Source organism: Pseudomonas sp. PGPPP4, from assembly GCF_002256045.1.
GTDB lineage: Bacteria > Pseudomonadota > Gammaproteobacteria > Pseudomonadales > Pseudomonadaceae > Chryseomonas > Chryseomonas oryzihabitans.
Genome location: NZ_NKID01000004.1, coordinates 99,213 through 115,298, shown reverse-complemented (window position 1 = coordinate 115,298; position 16,086 = coordinate 99,213). Strand labels below are relative to the sequence as shown.

Genomic DNA, 16,086 nt, shown 5'->3' with positions numbered 1-16,086 from the left:
CCTTCTTTCTCCGAGAGGAATCTAATGGACGACAACAAAAAGCGTGCCCTGGCCGCGGCCTTGGGACAGATCGAAAAGCAATTCGGCAAGGGCACCGTGATGCGCATGGGCGATCACGATCGCCAGGCCATTCCGGCGATTTCCACCGGCTCCCTGGGTCTCGACATCGCCCTCGGCATCGGCGGTCTGCCCAAGGGCCGGATCGTCGAAATCTACGGTCCCGAGTCCTCGGGCAAGACCACCCTGACCCTGTCGGTCATCGCCCAGGCCCAGAAGCAGGGTGCCACCTGCGCCTTCGTCGACGCCGAACACGCGCTGGACCCGGACTACGCCGGCAAGCTGGGCGTCAACGTCGACGACCTGCTGGTGTCCCAGCCGGATACCGGCGAACAGGCGCTGGAAATCACCGACATGCTGGTGCGCTCCAACGCGGTCGACGTCATCATCGTCGACTCTGTGGCCGCCCTGGTGCCCAAGGCCGAGATCGAAGGCGAGATGGGTGACATGCACGTGGGTCTGCAGGCGCGTCTGATGTCCCAGGCGCTGCGCAAGATCACCGGCAACATCAAGAACGCCAACTGCCTGGTCATCTTCATCAACCAGATCCGCATGAAGATCGGTGTGATGTTCGGCAACCCCGAGACCACCACCGGCGGTAACGCCCTGAAGTTCTACTCCTCGGTCCGTCTCGACATCCGCCGCATCGGCGCGGTGAAGGAAGGCGACGAGGTGATCGGTAGCGAAACCCGCGTCAAGGTGGTCAAGAACAAGGTGGCACCGCCGTTCCGCCAGGCCGAGTTCCAGATCCTCTACGGCAAGGGTATCTACCTGAACGGCGAGATCATCGATCTGGGCGTGCAGCTGGGTCTGATCGAGAAGTCGGGCGCCTGGTACAGCTACCAGGGCAGCAAGATCGGCCAGGGCAAGGGCAATGCCGCCAAGTTCCTGGAAGACAATCCCGAGATCAAGGGTGCTGTGGACAAGGCGATCCGCGAGAAGCTGCTGAGCCAGCCGACCAATCAGAAGGCCGAAGTGGCCGCTGAAGAAGACGCTGACGTCGATTTCTGATCGCCGGCCCGTGCTCTAGACGACCCCCGCCCCGTGCGGGGGTTTTCGCATAAGGAGGATCACCCTTGGGCAATCCACTGGATACCACCGCTGCCATCCGTTTCGCCGCCATGGACCTCCTGGCCCGTCGCGAGCATGGCCGTGAAGAGCTGTCGCGCAAGCTGCGGCGACGCGGGGCCGAGGAAAGCCTGCTCGGCCCGGTGCTGGATCGCCTGGCCGAGGATGGCCTGCTCGATGAAAGCCGTTATCTGGAGAGCTATATCGCCAGCCGTGCCCGTTCCGGTTACGGGCCCATGCGGATCCGCGAAGAACTGGGCCAGCGTGGCCTGAAAAGAGAGCAGGTGGAAACGGCCCTGCGCGAAGCGGACGTGGACTGGCAGGCGCAGTTGGAAGAGGTGTGGCGCCGGAAGTTCGGTACACCGCCGGCCGACGCCAAGGAGCGCGCCAAGCAGGGTCGCTTCCTGGCCTACCGGGGTTATGCCATGGACGGGATCAACCGGGTGCTGAGCCGGCGATAGTGCCTGGGGTGCCGGGCTTCGCTGCGCCCAGCGCCGGCCTGCAGGTCCATCCCGCCCGCGGTGAGCGACTGATTGCGGAAAACGGCTAGCCCCCTCTCCCTGAGGGAGAGGGTTGGGGTGAGGGCGCGCGTCGCGTTGATGCCGAATGGAAAAGAAGGCGCTATTTCCCGTGCGTTCGCCAGGAGAGGAATCGAGCTCAGCGCTATCGCGGCCATGGGCCGCTCCTACCTTCAACTCAGCGTCTGTAGGAGCGGCCGCATCGGCGGACCGCCATGGCCGCGAGGGTAGCAATCAACCTCGGTCGCGCAGGTTCGTGGTGAGCACAGTGCAGCCCAACATCGGCCCTGGTGTTGGAGATCGTTGGGCTTCGCTTTGCTCAGCCCAACCTACGGTACCCATGGCAGGCTCGTAGGTTGGGTTGAGACGGCTCCATCGTCGAAGCCCAACATCAGGTCAGGCGCCGCGGATCATTGGGCTTCGCTGCGCTCAACCCAAGCTACTTGGCTGCCCAATGCTCCGGTCGATTGAGTTCGTCCACCAGTTCGCGCAGACGGCCATAGTGACGGCCGTGGAAGTCGAAGGTGAGGCGCGTCAGGTGGGCGAATTCCGCTTCGTCGGCCTCGCCTTCGCCCGGGGCCAGCTGAGTGAAGCCCGGGGTGCGGCAGAGGTCGGCGAAATCCGCGGCCAGCTGCTCCAGGCAGGCAGGGGTCACGGCGTGCTTGAGACGGATATGCAGCAGGCCGTCACGCCGGCGGGTGGAGTGGTAGTTGCCGTAGAAGTGCTCGATCTCGGCCGCGGCGGCTTCCGGCGAACGCACCAGGCGCACCAGCTTGAGATCGGCGGGAAGGATGTAGCCTTCTTCCAGCAGATTGCGCTGCAGATAGGCCAGGGTGTCGTCCCAGAAATGGCCGTCGGGGGTGTCCAGCAGGACCAGCGGCACCAGGGGGCTCTTGCCGGTCTGGATCAGGGTGAGCACCTCGAAGGTCTCGTCCAGGGTGCCGAAGCCGCCGGGGCAGAGCACCAGGGCATCCGCCTCCTTCAAAAAGAACAGCTTGCGCACATAGAAGAAGTGAAAGGACAGCAGGTGATCCGTGCCTTCGATGGTCGGATTGGCGCGCTGTTCGAAGGGCAGGGTGATGTTGAAGCCGAGACTGGCTTCGGGCCCCGCGCCCTCGTGCGCGGCGCCCATGATGCCGGCGCCACCGCCGGTGATGACCATCATGTCGCGGCGGGCCAGGGCGCTGCCTAGTTCGCGGGCGAGGGTATAGAGGCCGTGATCGATGCGGGTCCGCGCCGAGCCGAACACCGTGACCTTGCGCCGCCGGCGAAAGCGCTCCAGGGTGCGGAAGGCCTGCTCCAGCTCCTTGAGCGTCTGCAGCATGATCTTGGCGTCCCAGCGCGCCGGATTGGTCTGCGCCATGCGCACCACCGTCACCAGCATCTCGCGGTAGAGGCCGAGATTGGGGCTGCCGCCCGGCAGGGCGTGCGCCAGCAATTCGTCGATGCGCTGACCGAGGTCCGCGGCGCTGGGCTCCACATGGCGGGCCAGGTAGCTGTCGTCGCTGTCCTCGGTCATGCCGCGGTCTCCGCTTACTTGCCCAGGCCGCAGTCGGCGGCCTGGAAGCGCTCGACCATGACCGGCTTGTTGGTCTGGTATTCGGTGAAGTCATAGACCAGGGTGGCGCCGCGGGCCAGCAACTGGCGATAGCCGTTGTTCTGGCAGACGCTCTCGGCGAGCTGCACCCGCACCGTGGCCGGATTCTCGCGCATGCGGGCGGCATGGGCCGGGCGGACGCTGAGGTTGTTGATCAGCTGCTTGCCCTGCACGGTGTAGCCGCGGTCGAGGATGTCCTCGTTGATGGCGCGGGGCGTGCCCTGGCTGCTTTCGGTGGCCACCTTGCGCAGCATCTGGTTGAGCTCGTGGTCCTTGAGCGACTCGGCCGCCTGGACGGTGAAGGGCAGGGCGAGGGTCAGGGCGAGCAAAGCAAAACGAGGCATCGTGTTCTCCAGCGTAGAGGAGCCCGTTTCGACCGTGGTCGCGGGCGGGGGTTCGCAAGGCGTCTGCGCAGGGTAACCTGCCTGGCCGCCGCGGGCATCCCGATCGCTCTGGTAAACTGCGCTTTTGCCCGCGAGCCCGGCATGACCCCGATCAGCGACACCCCTCTGCATGCCGTGGCCCGTTTGCGCCAGGAGCGCCTGGCGCGCAGCATCAAGCCCTTCATCGCTCGTGGCTCGCGCATGGCGCGCTGCCCGAATTGCCGCCTGGCGCCCAGCCACTGCCTCTGCGACCTGCGTCCCCTGCGCCAGACCCAGGCCGGCATGTGCCTGCTGATGCACGACGTCGAGCCGCTCAAGCCGAGCAACACCGGCTGGCTGATCGCCGACGTGGTGGCCGACACCCACGCCTTCGGCTGGAGTCGCACGGCGGTGGATCCGGCGCTGCCGGAATTGCTCGCGCAGCCGGAATGGCAACCACTGCTGGTGTTTCCCGGCGAATACGCCGCGCCCGAGCGGGTGGTCGAGAGCCTGCCGCTGGCCCCCGGTCAGCGCCCGCTGTTCGTGCTGCTGGATGCCACCTGGACCGAGGCGCGCAAGATGTTTCGCAAGAGTCCCTATCTGGACCACCTGCCGGTGCTGAGCTTTCAGCCCAATGCGCTGTCGCGCTACCGGTTGCGGCGCTCCACCCGCGGCGAGCACCTATGCACCGCCGAGGTCGCCGCCCTGTGCCTGGAACTGGCCGGTGAGGCACCGGCCGGACGCCTGCTGGAGGCCTATCTGGATGTCTTCAGCGAGCGCTACCTGGATGCCAAGCATCACCTGCCGCTGGCGGCGGACAGCCCGGCCAGCCAGCAACTGAAGACCCTGCGCGCTAGTTGACCGGCTTGACCTCGACCGGCGCCTGGCGCGGCCAGAGCTGGGCGGCGAGCATGCCGGCGAACATCAGGACGCAACCCAGGTAGCCACGACCGCTGAGGGCCTCGCCCAGCAGCCAGGCACCAAAGAAGGCGGCGAACACCGCCTCCAGGGAAAAGATCACCGCCGCATGGGAGGCGATGGCACCGCGCTGGGCGAAGACCTGCAGGGTGTAGCCGATGCCGGCGGCGATCACCCCGCCATAGAGAAGCTCGGGCAGGGCCAGGACGATCCGCGTCGACTGGATCGGCTCGAACGCCAGCGCCAGCGCGAGGCTGAGCACGGCGCAGACGCCGAATTGCAGAATCGACAGCACCGTGGCGTCGTGGCGACTGGAATAGTGGCCCACCAGCAGGACATGGACTCCCCAGGCCAGGGCCCCGGCCAGTTGCAGCAGATCGCCCGAGGCCACCTGGAAGTTGTCGCCGATGCTCAGCAGGCCCATGCCCACCACCGCCAGGCTGGCGCCGATCCAGGTGCCCAGATGGCTGCGCTGGCCGAGCAGCAGCCCCAGCAGCGGCACCACGATGACATAGAGACCGGTGATGAAGCCGGAGTTGGTCACGCTGGTGAACAGCAGCCCCACCTGCTGCAGATTGATGCCCAGGGTCAGCACCAGGCCCATCAGCAGGCCGCCCTTGAGGGTGTCGCGGGTTAGGCGCTGCTGGCGGCCGCGGCGGCGCAGGAACAGCAGCAGCGGGACCAGGGTGAGGGCGCCCAGGGCGAATCTCAGGCCGGTGTAGAGAAAGGGACTGATGTGCTCCATACCGCCGGTCTGGGCGACGAAGGCGCTGCCCCAGATAAGGGCGGTGAGCAGCATGAGCAGATCGGCACGCAGGGCGGCGCTGGGCATGGGGCATCTCTTGGGCAAAACGGCAACTGTGCCGCAAACCGCAGGGCCTTGCCTACCGTCGGCGAGCCACCCGGCCTTGCTCCCGTCCGCGCCGTTCGGCATGCTTGCGTGCAGCCCGTGCGCCAGCTTCCTGGTCGATGGGGGCGCTCACGACAACAAGGAAAGCTACACCATGGCGGCTGCCTACCAGATCCTGATCGCCGACGATCATCCGCTGTTTCGCAGCGCGCTGCAGCAGGCCCTGACCCTGGGGCTGGGTGCCCAGGCGCGGCTCACCGAGGTGGCCGACATCGCCGAACTCCAGGCCTGCCTGGCCGAGCGCACCGACTGGGATCTGGTCCTGCTCGATCTCAACATGCCCGGCGCCTATGGCTTTTCCGGACTGGTCCTCCTGCGCGGCCAGTATCCTCAGGTGCCAGTGGTGATGATCTCGGCCCAGGAAGAACCCGCCGTGGTGCAGCGCGCGCGGGAGTTCGGCGCCAGTGGCTTCATTCCCAAGTCCAGCGATCTGAGCACCCTGCAACAGGCGGTCAGTCAGGTGCTGGATGGCGATACCTGGTGGCCACCGCAGGTGGAAGGCGCCGCCGCCCTGAGCGAGGAGGCCAAGGCCGCCAGTGCCGGCCTCGCCAGTCTCACGCCGCAGCAATTCCGGGTGCTCACCATGCTCTGCGAGGGGCTGCTCAACAAGCAGATCGCCTTCGAGCTGAATGTCTCCGAAGCCACGGTCAAGGCCCATGCCACGGCCATCTTTCGTAAACTCGGCGTGCGCACCCGCACCCAGGCGGCCCTGCTGCTGCAGCAGCTGGAGAGCACGTCCGGCTGACGTCCGCTGGCAGCGGCGCCCGGCCTGGGCGTGACTGCCCGCTTTTCCCTTTTCCGCACCTGCCGTCCACGCGCGGCGGCGGTTCGCCCCTGCTGGATGGAGCTTGTTTCGTGATCTCTCCCTACAAAGGCAAGACCGGTCTGCGCCGGGTCATCAACGCCACCGGCTATTCCCTGGCCGGCCTGCGCACGGCCTTTCGCCAGGAAGCGGCCTTTCGTTCGCTGGTGCTGCTCAACGTGGTGCTGGTACCCCTGGCCTTCTGGCTGGACGTGAGTCGCGGCGAGCGGGCGCTGCTGGTGGCGGTCTGCCTGCTGTCGCTGGTGGTCGAACTGTTCAACGCCGCCATCGAGGCGGTGGTGGATCGCATTTCCCTGGACTGGCACGAACTGTCGAAGAACGCCAAGGATCTTGGCAGTGCCGCGCAGTTCGTGGCCATGATCATCATTGCCGTGGTCTGGAGTATCGTCCTGCTCGGCTGAGCAGGACGAGGATCACAGGGTCGCGCCCAGGGCGGCGCCGGCTGCCGTGTCGTCCGTGGCCAGGCCCCGTTCCAGCAGACTGGGCTGGGCCGAGTGGATGACCTTGTGGATGAAGTGCAGCTTGGCGATCACCGGAGCGGGCAGGGCGAAGGGGTAGAAATCCGGCTGGCCCATGCTGCGGGACAGCTCGTTGAGCATCGCCGCCAGTTCGATCCAGGCATTGGCGAAGCCGAGGAATTCGTCGTCGCTGCGGTCTTCCGCCTCGTACAGCGCCTCGCGGGTGAAAGGCTGGAAGTCCAGCTGCAGGCTGCCGGCGTTCATGCCCAGGCTGGCGGCAGTGGCCAGGGTGTCCATCATGTGCAGGTAGTGCGCCCAGGTCTCCGCCCAGTCCTCCCAGGGGTGCATGGTGGCGTAGGCGCTGACGTACTGGCTCTCCCAGCCGGCCGGTGCGCCCTGTTCATAGTGGCGCTGCAGGGCTTCGCCATAGTCGGCGCGCTCGTCGCCGAAGAGGGCGCGGAAGGGCTCTTCCCAGTCGGTCCTGGCGACCAGCCGATCGAAGTAGTAGTGACCGACCTCATGGCGGAAATGGCCGAGCAGGGTGCGATAGGGCTCGTGCATGTCGGCGCGGACCTTTTCCCGGTGGGCATCGTCCGCTTCGAGGATGTTCAGGGTGATGAGGCCGTTGGCGTGCCCAGTGGTGGGGGTGCCGGTGGCGTCGGGGGCGAGAAAGTCGAAGGCGAGTCCGTGCTCGGCATCCACGGTCTGGGGGATCACCTGTAGCCCCAGGCCCAGCAGCTGGGCGACCAGTTGCCGCTTGGCCAGCTCCAGCTTGCGCCAGCGCTCGCCGTTGCCCTCGAAGGACAGATCCGGAATGGTGTGATTGAGCTGGCAGGCCACGCAGAATTCGTTGCCGGAATCGGCCGGCACCAGCCAGTTGCAGGCGGCGGGCGTGTCCAGGTTGGCGCAGCGGCGATAGAGGCCGCTACTGGCCTCGGGCAATTGCCAGAGACCGCCTTCGCCCGGCAGCAGCGCCGTCGGCGTGCCCTGGTCGGGGGCGTAGCCCAGGGCGTTGCCACAGGCCAGGCATTCGCTGTTGGGAAAGAAGATGGCCTGGCCGCAGGTGCAGTTGGCGACCTTGCGCTGGACGGGCAGGGCGCGCAGGGCGTTGCGTTGCTGACGATTGGAACTGTAGCTTCCGAGAAAATTGCGCATGGGGGCTGATACCTGGCGAGAGCGGCCGCGTCGGACGCCGGCGGAGCGCTGGCGTCTTGCTAGCGAATTAGTAGAGCGGCCAGACCCTGGAGTTCCAGGTTGTTCGTCGCCTGGGACGACCGGCGAGGGCTCTAGGATCGGTCCCGGCACCCGCTGACGCTTCGCTGGCCGCGGTGGCCCGCGTTTGCAGTGGCGCATCCCGAGCCACACCACTACCCTAGTGACCATCGAGACGGGCGCGGGCGCTCCGGCGCCCCCGCCGCTGCGCGCCGTCCGAATCCGCTTCCGTACCCTGTCAGCCGTCCCTTGACCATGCCCCCGAACGCTTCCCGCAATGCCAGCGACATGACCGGCAGCTACCACGAACTCTGGAGTCCGCGGGGCGGCGTGCGGCCGTCCTGGCGGCGCTTCTACGGGCACCTGGCCGGACTGCGACCCGCCCAGCTCGACCAGCGCCAGGCCCTGATCGCGCGGCAGATCCAGGAAAACGGCGTGACCTACAACGTCTACGCCGATCCCAAGGGCAGCGACCGGCCCTGGGCGCTGGACCTCTTGCCCCAGCTGATCTCGGCGGAGGAGTGGGCGCCCCTGGCCGCCGGCGTGGCGCAGCGGGCGCGCCTGCTGAATCGGGTGCTGGGCGATCTCTATGGCGAGCAGCGCCTGCTCCACGAGCGGCTGCTGCCGCCGGAGCTGGTGTTCGGGCACAACAACTTTCTCTGGGCCTGCCAGGGGTTGCGTCCGCCGGGCGATACCTGGCTGCACGTCTATGCGGTGGACCTGGCGCGGGCGCCCGACGGTCGCTGGTGGGTGCTGGCCGATCGCACCCAGGCGCCGTCCGGCGCCGGCTATGCCCTGGAGAACCGCCACATCGTCGCGCGGGCCTTTCCCGAGTTGCACCGCGATCTGCAGGTCCAGCCGCTCAACGGCTACTTCCAGGCGCTGCAACGCACCCTGAGCACCGGCCTGGACACCGGCGAGGAAGCGCCGCTGGCGGTACTGCTGACGCCGGGGCGCTACAACGAGACCTACTTCGAGCACCTCTACCAGGCGCGGCAACTGGGCTTTCCGCTGGTGGAAGGCCAGGACCTCACGGTGCGCGACGCCTGCCTCTATCTCAAGACCCTGAGCGGGCTGAGGCGCGTCCACGCGGTGTTCCGCCGCCTGGACGACGACTTCTGCGATCCGCTGGAATTGCGCACCGATTCGGCGCTGGGCGTACCCGGTCTGCTGGAAGCGGTGCGCCAGGGTAACGTCATCATGGCCAATGCCCTGGGCAGCGGGCTGCTGGAGTCGCCCGGTCTGCTGGGTTTCCTGCCCGGGGTCTGCCAGGCCCTGCTGGGCGAGACCTTGGCGCTGCCTTCCGTCGCCACCTGGTGGTGCGGCGAGACGCCGGTGCGCGAAGCGGCCCTGGCGCGGCTGGCGGAGCTGGTGATCAAGCCGGCCTATCCGGCCCAGGGCTTCGAGCCGGTGTTCGGCAAGGCGCTGGATGCCGCGGGGCTGGCCGAACTGCGCGCGCGCATCCTGGCCACGCCCCATGCCTATGTGGCCCAGGAACGCATCCAGCTGTCCCAGGCGCCGGTCTGGCAGGGCAGCAGTCTGCAGTCGCGGGCCATCGGCATGCGCGTCTATGCGGTGGCCAGCGAAGACGGCTATTGGGTGATGCCCGGGGGGCTGACCCGGGTCGCTCATGAAGGCGCCGCGGTGGTGTCCATGCAGCGCGGCGGGTCGAGCAAGGACACCTGGGTGCTGGGCGGCAGTCGCGGCGCCGCCGAGGTGCCCGGGGCACGGGTGCTGGGGGTGCGCGACCTGGTGCGCAAGGATCCCTTCCTGCCCTCGCGCACCGCCGAGAATCTGTTCTGGTACGGTCGCTACAGCGAGCGCTGCGAGGATGCCGCGCGCCTGCTGCGCATCGTCCTGAGTCGCTACCTGGACGCCGACGACGGCGGGCCGGCGGTGCAGTCGGCCATCGATCTGGCCACGGCCCTGGAATTGCTGCCGGCCGGCGGCCGACTGGCGGACCAACTGCACGCCGCCCTGGGGCCGGGTGACTTTCCCAGCGGCCTGGGCGCCAATCTGCAACGGCTGCACTGGGCCGCGGCCCAGGTCCGCGGCCGGCTGTCACCGGAGAACTGGCGCGCCATCCGCGAGGTGGAGCGCGAGGCCCATGGCCTGGGCCAGGTCGGCAGCGAGCCGGGCGAGGCGCTGCAGAGCCTCAACCGCCTGGTGATGGCGCTGGCGGCGGTGGCCGGCTTCACCTTCGACGACATGACCCACGACGAGAGCTGGCGCTTTCTGATGATCGGCCGGCGCATCGAACGGGTGCAATTTCTCGCCGGCAGCCTGGCGCACTTCCTCGAAGGCGGCGCCACCTGGGATGCGGCCGGCCTGGAATGGCTGCTGGAACTGGGCAACAGCATCATCACCTATCGTTCGCGCTACCAGGCGGCGCCCCAGCTGATCCCGGTGCTGGACCTGCTGATGCTGCACGAGCACAACCCCTATTCGATCCGCTTCCAGCTGCATGCCCTGATCAACGCCGTGGAGCACCTGGAACGCTATTACGGCCTGCCCCGCGATCCGGCATTGCACGATACCTACGACCGCCTGCGTCGCTTCGACCTTGGCACCCTGGAGAACACCCTGTTCGGCGACGCCGGCCGGGTCGAGGTGCAGCAGGGGCTGGCGCGCCTGCTGCGACAGATCGCCGAGGCCAGCAGCCAGCTGTCCGAACGGGTCATCTATCGCTGCTTCGCCCATGTCGACGCCGTCAGCCAGCGCACGGTATCCATGTGATGAACCAGGTCCGCTACCGCATCCAGCACGACACCCACTATCGCTACGAGGCGCCGGTGTCGCTGTCGCAGCAGCTGCTGCACCTGTTGCCGCGCGACTGCGCCTGGCAGCGCTGCCTGTCCCGGCAACTGGTGATCCTGCCGCAGCCGACCCAGCGCCAGGACGCCTGGGACGCCTTTGGCAATCCGCTGACCCGGCTGTCCTTCGAGCGGCCCCACGACGAACTCTATGTCGGCACCGAGCTGGAGGTGGAAGTGGACTCCCGCGCCGGTCTCGGGCTGGCGGATTCGCCCGCCTGGGAAGGGGTGCGCGATGGCCTGCGCTATCCCGCCGCCCGGGTGCCGCTGGACGTCCATCACTTCCGCTTCGAATCCCCGGCGGTGCCCCTGGACGCCATCTTCGCCCGCTTCGCCGAGGACTGCTTCCCGCCGGGCCGCCCCCTGCTGCTGGGCTGCCGGGCGCTGATGGAAAAGATCCACCGCGAATTCCGCTTCGACGCCACCGCCACCCAGGTGGCGACGCCGCTGCGCGAGGTGCTGGAGCACCGCCATGGCGTCTGCCAGGACTTCGCCCACCTGATGCTGGCCTGCCTGCGCGCCCTGGGGCTGGTGGCGCGCTATGTCAGCGGCTATCTGCTGACCCGGCCGCCGCCTGGTAAACCCCGGCTGATCGGTGCCGACGCCTCCCACGCCTGGGTCAGCGTGCATTGCCCGCTGCTGGGCTGGGTCGACTTCGATCCCACCAACGATGTCCTGCCGGATCTGGAGCACATCACCCTGGCCTGGGGCCGCGACTTCACCGACGTCTCGCCGCTGCGCGGAGTGATCCTCGGCGGCGGCGACCACGATCCGGTGGTCGAGGTGACGGTGACGCCGCTATAGCGTGCTTGGCTTGGCAAGCATTCCCGCTATGAAACGCCTGGCTACAGCGCCGTAGCGTGGAAAACGGCGCAGCCTTTTCCACCGGGCCTACGTGGCGAGGGGCGCCCTCACCCCAGCCCTCTCCCGCAAGGAGAGGGGGTGGTCCGAGCAGGCGTTCAGCGCTATCTACGAAACGCCTGCCTGCAGCGCCGTAGCGTGGAAAACGGCGCAGCCTTTTCCACCAGGACTGCGTGGCGAGGGTCGCTCTCACCCCAGCCCTCTCCTGCGGGGAGAGGGGGTGTCCGAGCAGGCGTTCAGCGCTATCTACGAAATGCCTGCTGCAGCCCCGTAGCGTGGAAAACGGCACAGCCTTTTCCACCGGGACTGCGTGGCGAGGGGCGCCCTCACCCCAGCCCTCTCCCGCGGGGAGAGGGGGTGGTCCGAGTAGGCGTTTAGCGCTATCTACGAAACGCCTGCCTGCAGCGCCGTAGCGTGGAAAACGGCGCAGCCTTTTCCACCGGAACTACGTGGCAAGAGTTCTCCCTCAACCCTTATTGTCTATACAAATCGAATGTCGCCTTTCCCCGGTGCCGGGCTTCCATTGCCTCGCTATCAGCATTCTGCTGGCCCCGTAGGCAAAGAGAAGCTTCGCGTGCTTGACGGGCGATCGGCTCTGCATTAAATGTATATACATTAACCGGAGAGGTCATCATGTCCGCCGCTACCCAATCGCTGCTCTGGCGTCACGTCACCCTGTTCGATGGCCTGCAGACCCTGCCCAAGCCCATGGCGGTCTGGGTTGAAAACGGCAAGATTGCCGGTGTCTGGCCGGAGTCCGAGTTTTGTTCCGAGCTGGCCCAGGGCGCCGAACTAACCGGGGAGGGTGGGGTGCTGACACCCGGCCTGGTGGATTGCCATACCCATCTGGTCCATGCCGGTCAGCGTGCCGGAGAATTCGAGCAGCGGTTGGAGGGCGCCAGCTACGCGGAAATCGCCCGCGCCGGTGGCGGCATCCTCGGCACCGTAAGGGCCACCCGGGCAGCCAGCGAGGCGGACCTCTTCGCCCTGAGCCTGCCGCGCCTGCAGGCCTTGGCCGACGAGGGTGTCACCACCGTGGAGATCAAGTCCGGCTATGGCTTGACGGTGGCCGACGAACTCAAGCTATTGCGGGTCGCCCGCCAGCTGGGCGAGGCGCTGCCGGTACGGGTGATTACTACCCTGCTAGGTGCCCATGCCGTACCGCCGGAATTCCAAGGCGATGCCGACGGCTACGTCGACCTGGTCTGTCGGGAGATGATCCCGGCCGCGGTGGCCGAGGGCCTGGTCGATGCGGTCGATGTCTTCTGCGAAGGCATCGCCTTTTCGCCGGCCCAGTGTGAGCGGGTATTCCTGGCGGCGCGCGAGCACGGTCTGCCGATCAAGGCCCATGCCGAGCAGTTGTCCAATCTGGGTGGCAGCGTCTTGGCCGCCCGGTTGGGCGCCCTGTCCACGGATCACGTGGAATACCTCGACGGAGCCGGCGTGCGCGCCCTGGTCGCCGCCGGTACCGTCGCCGTGCTCTTGCCCGGTGCCTTCCTGATGCTGGGCGAAACCCAGCATCCGCCGGTGGAATTGCTCCGTCGGTACGGGGTGCCCATGGCCCTGGCCAGTGATGCCAATCCCGGCACCTCGCCGCTCTATCTGCCGACCCTGATCGCGCACCTGGGCTGCACCCTGTTTCGCCTGACCCCCCGCGAAGCCCTGGCCGGCATTACCGCCCATGCGGCCCAGGCCCTGGGGCGTCCGGAACTTGGCCGTATCCAGGTGGGCGCCCCGGCGGATCTCTGCCTGTGGGACGTCGGTCAGCCGGCGGAGCTGGCCTATGAGGTGCGCCCGGGCCGCCTGCGGCAGCGCGTCTTTGGTGGGGAGGTGCAGCATGTTCGCTGATCGCCAGACCCTGGAGCTCTGGACTGGCCGTACCGATCCAGAAGCCGACGCCTTGCGCTGGCACCAGTGCATCCAGCCGCTGACCGCGGACAGCACGCCGGGTATGGCGCTGCTGGGTTTCGCCTGCGACGAGGGGGTAAGGCGCAATCAGGGTCGCGTGGGCGCTGCCGAGGGTCCCGTCGCGCTGCGGCGGGCCCTGGCCAACGTGGCCTGGCAGCGTCAGGGCCCAGCCTATGACGCCGGTGATGTCCGCTGCGCCGATGGTGATCTGGAAGGCGCTCAGACGCGCCTGGCCGGGGCCGTGTGCGGTCTGCTGGACGGCGGTCATCTGCCGGTGGTGCTGGGCGGCGGCCACGAGGTCGCCTGGGCCAGTTGGTCGGGCCTGGCGCTGCACCTGGCCAAGACGCTTCCCAAGCCACGCATCGGCATCGTCAATTTCGATGCCCACCTGGATCTGCGCGATCCGACGCGGGGCCCCACCTCCGGTACGCCCTTCGCCCAGATCGCCGCTCACTGCGCCCATCACGGCTGGACCTTCCGCTATGCCTGCCTGGGCCTGAGCCTGGCGGCCAATACCCGCACCCTGCTCAGGCGTGCCGCCGAGCTGGACGTGCTGATCCGTGAAGACCACGAGATTCGCGAGGGCAGTCTTGAGCGCATCGGCGCCGAGCTGGACGCCTTCGCCGCCGGCTGCGATGCCCTCTATCTGACCTTCGACCTGGATGTGCTGCCGGCGGGCGAGGCGCCCGGGGTCAGCGCCCCCGCCGCTCATGGCGTCAGCCTCGCACTGCTAGAGCCGCTGATCCGTCGGCTCAAGGCCAGCGGCAAGTTGCGCCTGGCCGACGTGGCCGAACTCAATCCCGCACTCGACCAGGACGGCCGCACGGCCCGGGTCGCGGCGCGGCTGATCCATACCCTGGCACTGGACCTTTAAGGCCTGCCGCGAACAACAAGAGAGGAAGATCCCATGACCCGTTTTCGTGAAGGTGAGATTCGCGCCCCCCGCGGCACTCAGCTCAATGCCAGGAGCTGGCTGACCGAGGCGCCGCTGCGCATGCTGATGAACAATCTCGATCCCGAGGTCGCGGAAAACCCCCAGGAGCTGGTGGTCTACGGCGGCATCGGCCGCGCGGCGCGCAACTGGGAGTGCTACGACAAGATCGTCGAGAGCCTCAAGGCGCTGGGTGACGACGAAACCCTGCTGGTGCAATCGGGCAAGCCGGTCGGGGTGTTCAAGACCCACGCCGATGCCCCGCGGGTGCTGATCGCCAACTCCAACCTGGTACCGCACTGGGCCAGCTGGGAGCACTTCAACGAACTGGATGCCAAGGGCCTGGCCATGTACGGCCAGATGACCGCCGGCAGCTGGATCTACATCGGCAGCCAGGGCATCGTCCAGGGCACCTACGAGACCTTCGTCGAGGCCGGGCGCCAGCACTATCAGGGCGACCTGCGTGGCCGCTGGGTGCTGACCGCCGGCCTCGGCGGCATGGGCGGCGCCCAGCCCTTGGCCGCGACCCTGGCCGGCGCCTGTTCGCTGAACATCGAGTGCCAGCAGAGCCGTATCGATTTCCGCCTCAAGACCCGCTATGTGGACGAACAGGCCAGCGACCTGAACGATGCCCTGGCGCGCATCGCCCGGCACACCGCCGCCGGCGCCGCGGTTTCCGTCGCCCTGCTGGGCAATGCCGCCGAAATCCTGCCCGAACTGGTCCGCCGCGGCGTGCGCCCGGATATGGTCACCGACCAGACCAGCGCCCACGATCCGCTCAACGGCTACCTGCCGGCCGGTTGGAGCTGGGAGCAGTATCGTGATCGCGCCCAGACCGATCCGGCTGCCGTGGTCGCCGCGGCCAAGCAGTCGATGGCCGTGCACGTCCAGGCCATGCTCGACTTCCAGAAGATGGGCGTCCCGACCTTCGACTATGGCAACAACATCCGTCAGATGGCCCAGGAAGCCGGCGTCGCCGATGCCTTCGCCTTCCCGGGTTTCGTGCCGGCCTATATCCGCCCGCTGTTCTGCCGCGGCATCGGTCCGTTCCGCTGGGCCGCGCTGTCGGGCGACGCCGAGGACATCCATCGCACCGACGCCAAGGTCAAGGAACTGATCCCCGATGACGCCCACCTGCACCGCTGGCTGGACATGGCCCGCGAGCGCATCGCCTTCCAGGGCTTGCCGGCGCGCATCTGCTGGGTCGGCCTGGGCTTGCGCGCCAAGCTGGGTCTGGCCTTCAACGAGATGGTGCGCAGCGGCGAGCTCAAGGCGCCCATCGTCATCGGGCGTGACCACCTGGACAGCGGCTCGGTATCGAGCCCCAACCGCGAGACCGAGGCCATGCAGGACGGCTCCGATGCCGTCTCCGACTGGCCACTGCTGAACGCCCTGCTCAACACCGCCAGCGGTGCCACCTGGGTCTCGCTGCACCACGGCGGTGGGGTAGGGATGGGCTTTTCCCAGCATTCCGGGATGGTCATCGTCTGCGACGGCACCGACGCCGCCGCCGCCCGCATCGCCCGGGTACTGCACAACGACCCGGCCACCGGGGTGATGCGCCACGCCGACGCCGGCTATGACATCGCCATCGACTGCGCCCGCGAGCAGGGTCTGAATCTGCCCATGATCGGCAAAGGAGTCTGATCG

Annotated in this window: 14 protein-coding genes; 10 read left to right on the top strand and 4 right to left on the bottom strand. The window is 67.7% G+C overall.

Annotated elements, in window-relative coordinates; translation table 11 throughout:
- Positions 1–24 precede the first annotated feature (24 nt).
- Together recA and recX are read left to right on the top strand one after the other, a co-directional pair.
- Positions 25–1,068 carry a recombinase RecA gene (gene recA / locus CFE50_RS08775; protein ID WP_007159381.1) on the top strand — a complete coding sequence of 348 codons (1,044 nt, stop codon included), beginning with the start codon at positions 25–27 and terminating at the stop codon, positions 1,066–1,068.
- Positions 1,069–1,133: 65 nt separating this feature from the next.
- The gene (gene recX / locus CFE50_RS08770) at positions 1,134–1,586 is read left to right on the top strand and encodes a recombination regulator RecX (RefSeq protein WP_007159380.1); all 453 of its coding nucleotides are present in this window, start codon (positions 1,134–1,136) and stop codon (positions 1,584–1,586) included.
- A 496-nt stretch (positions 1,587–2,082) separates the two neighbouring features.
- On the opposite strand, the gene CFE50_RS08765 is transcribed toward recX, so the two are convergent.
- Positions 2,083–3,162, bottom strand: coding sequence for an LOG family protein (locus CFE50_RS08765; protein ID WP_241808725.1), 1,080 nt, complete (start codon positions 3,160–3,162; stop codon positions 2,083–2,085).
- A gap of 14 nt (positions 3,163–3,176) precedes the next feature.
- Positions 3,177–3,584, bottom strand: coding sequence for a quorum-sensing-regulated virulence factor family protein (locus tag CFE50_RS08760; protein ID WP_027597050.1), 408 nt, complete (start codon positions 3,582–3,584; stop codon positions 3,177–3,179).
- Positions 3,585–3,725: 141 nt separating this feature from the next.
- On the opposite strand from CFE50_RS08760, the gene CFE50_RS08755 reads away from it, so the two are divergent.
- Positions 3,726–4,463, top strand: coding sequence for a tRNA-uridine aminocarboxypropyltransferase (locus tag CFE50_RS08755; RefSeq protein ID WP_007159377.1), 738 nt, complete (start codon positions 3,726–3,728; stop codon positions 4,461–4,463).
- On the opposite strand, the gene CFE50_RS08750 is transcribed toward CFE50_RS08755, so the two are convergent.
- Positions 4,456–5,352: a DMT family transporter gene (locus CFE50_RS08750; protein ID WP_286732787.1), complete on the bottom strand. Its 897-nt coding sequence runs from the start codon at positions 5,350–5,352 to the stop codon at positions 4,456–4,458. The genes CFE50_RS08755 and CFE50_RS08750 overlap by 8 nt on opposite strands.
- A gap of 172 nt (positions 5,353–5,524) precedes the next feature.
- Here CFE50_RS08750 and erdR point away from each other — a divergent pair, with 172 nt between their 5' ends.
- Complete coding sequence (erdR, locus tag CFE50_RS08745) at positions 5,525–6,175, top strand: response regulator transcription factor ErdR (protein WP_007159375.1); 651 nt, start codon at positions 5,525–5,527, stop codon at positions 6,173–6,175.
- 113 nt (positions 6,176–6,288) lie between these two features.
- Positions 6,289–6,654, top strand: coding sequence for a diacylglycerol kinase (locus CFE50_RS08740; RefSeq protein WP_286733338.1), 366 nt, complete (start codon positions 6,289–6,291; stop codon positions 6,652–6,654).
- A gap of 12 nt (positions 6,655–6,666) precedes the next feature.
- On the opposite strand, the gene CFE50_RS08735 is transcribed toward CFE50_RS08740, so the two are convergent.
- Positions 6,667–7,866: a zinc-binding metallopeptidase family protein gene (locus CFE50_RS08735; RefSeq protein WP_286732782.1), complete on the bottom strand. Its 1,200-nt coding sequence runs from the start codon at positions 7,864–7,866 to the stop codon at positions 6,667–6,669.
- A 312-nt stretch (positions 7,867–8,178) separates the two neighbouring features.
- On the opposite strand from CFE50_RS08735, the gene CFE50_RS08730 reads away from it, so the two are divergent.
- The 5 genes from CFE50_RS08730 to hutU all read left to right on the top strand — a co-directional run bounded on the left by CFE50_RS08730 (position 8,179) and on the right by hutU (position 16,083).
- A complete protein-coding gene (locus CFE50_RS08730; RefSeq protein WP_286732780.1) occupies positions 8,179–10,659 on the top strand; it encodes a circularly permuted type 2 ATP-grasp protein in 2,481 nt (826 codons plus the stop codon).
- Positions 10,659–11,540, top strand: coding sequence for a transglutaminase family protein (locus CFE50_RS08725; RefSeq protein ID WP_286732778.1), 882 nt, complete (start codon positions 10,659–10,661; stop codon positions 11,538–11,540). Before CFE50_RS08730 ends, CFE50_RS08725 begins: the two co-directional genes overlap by 1 nt.
- Positions 11,541–12,230: 690 nt before the next feature.
- On the top strand, positions 12,231–13,445 hold the full coding sequence (hutI, locus tag CFE50_RS08720) for an imidazolonepropionase (protein WP_286732775.1): 1,215 nt from the start codon (positions 12,231–12,233) through the stop codon (positions 13,443–13,445).
- Positions 13,435–14,379 (top strand): formimidoylglutamase, encoded by a 945-nt coding sequence (hutG, locus tag CFE50_RS08715; protein ID WP_286732774.1) that lies wholly within the window; start codon positions 13,435–13,437, stop codon positions 14,377–14,379. Before hutI ends, hutG begins: the two co-directional genes overlap by 11 nt.
- A 33-nt stretch (positions 14,380–14,412) precedes the next feature.
- Positions 14,413–16,083 (top strand): urocanate hydratase, encoded by a 1,671-nt coding sequence (gene hutU, locus CFE50_RS08710; protein ID WP_286732773.1) that lies wholly within the window; start codon positions 14,413–14,415, stop codon positions 16,081–16,083.
- Positions 16,084–16,086 lie beyond the last annotated feature (3 nt).

Bases quoted from the DNA above. Each gene is read 5' to 3' on its own strand.
- hutU (WP_286732773.1), top strand. From the start codon at position 14,413: ATGACCCGTTTTCGTGAAGGTGAGATTCGCGCCCCCCGCGGCACTCAG.
- recA (WP_007159381.1), top strand. From the start codon at position 25: ATGGACGACAACAAAAAGCGTGCCCTGGCCGCGGCCTTGGGACAGATC.
- CFE50_RS08725 (WP_286732778.1), top strand. From the start codon at position 10,659: ATGAACCAGGTCCGCTACCGCATCCAGCACGACACCCACTATCGCTAC.
- hutI (WP_286732775.1), top strand. From the start codon at position 12,231: ATGTCCGCCGCTACCCAATCGCTGCTCTGGCGTCACGTCACCCTGTTC.
- CFE50_RS08750 (WP_286732787.1), bottom strand. From the start codon at position 5,352: ATGCCCAGCGCCGCCCTGCGTGCCGATCTGCTCATGCTGCTCACCGCC.
- hutG (WP_286732774.1), top strand. From the start codon at position 13,435: ATGTTCGCTGATCGCCAGACCCTGGAGCTCTGGACTGGCCGTACCGAT.
- CFE50_RS08760 (WP_027597050.1), bottom strand. From the start codon at position 3,584: ATGCCTCGTTTTGCTTTGCTCGCCCTGACCCTCGCCCTGCCCTTCACC.
- erdR (WP_007159375.1), top strand. From the start codon at position 5,525: ATGGCGGCTGCCTACCAGATCCTGATCGCCGACGATCATCCGCTGTTT.
- CFE50_RS08755 (WP_007159377.1), top strand. From the start codon at position 3,726: ATGACCCCGATCAGCGACACCCCTCTGCATGCCGTGGCCCGTTTGCGC.
- CFE50_RS08730 (WP_286732780.1), top strand. From the start codon at position 8,179: ATGCCCCCGAACGCTTCCCGCAATGCCAGCGACATGACCGGCAGCTAC.
- CFE50_RS08765 (WP_241808725.1), bottom strand. From the start codon at position 3,162: ATGACCGAGGACAGCGACGACAGCTACCTGGCCCGCCATGTGGAGCCC.
- CFE50_RS08735 (WP_286732782.1), bottom strand. From the start codon at position 7,866: ATGCGCAATTTTCTCGGAAGCTACAGTTCCAATCGTCAGCAACGCAAC.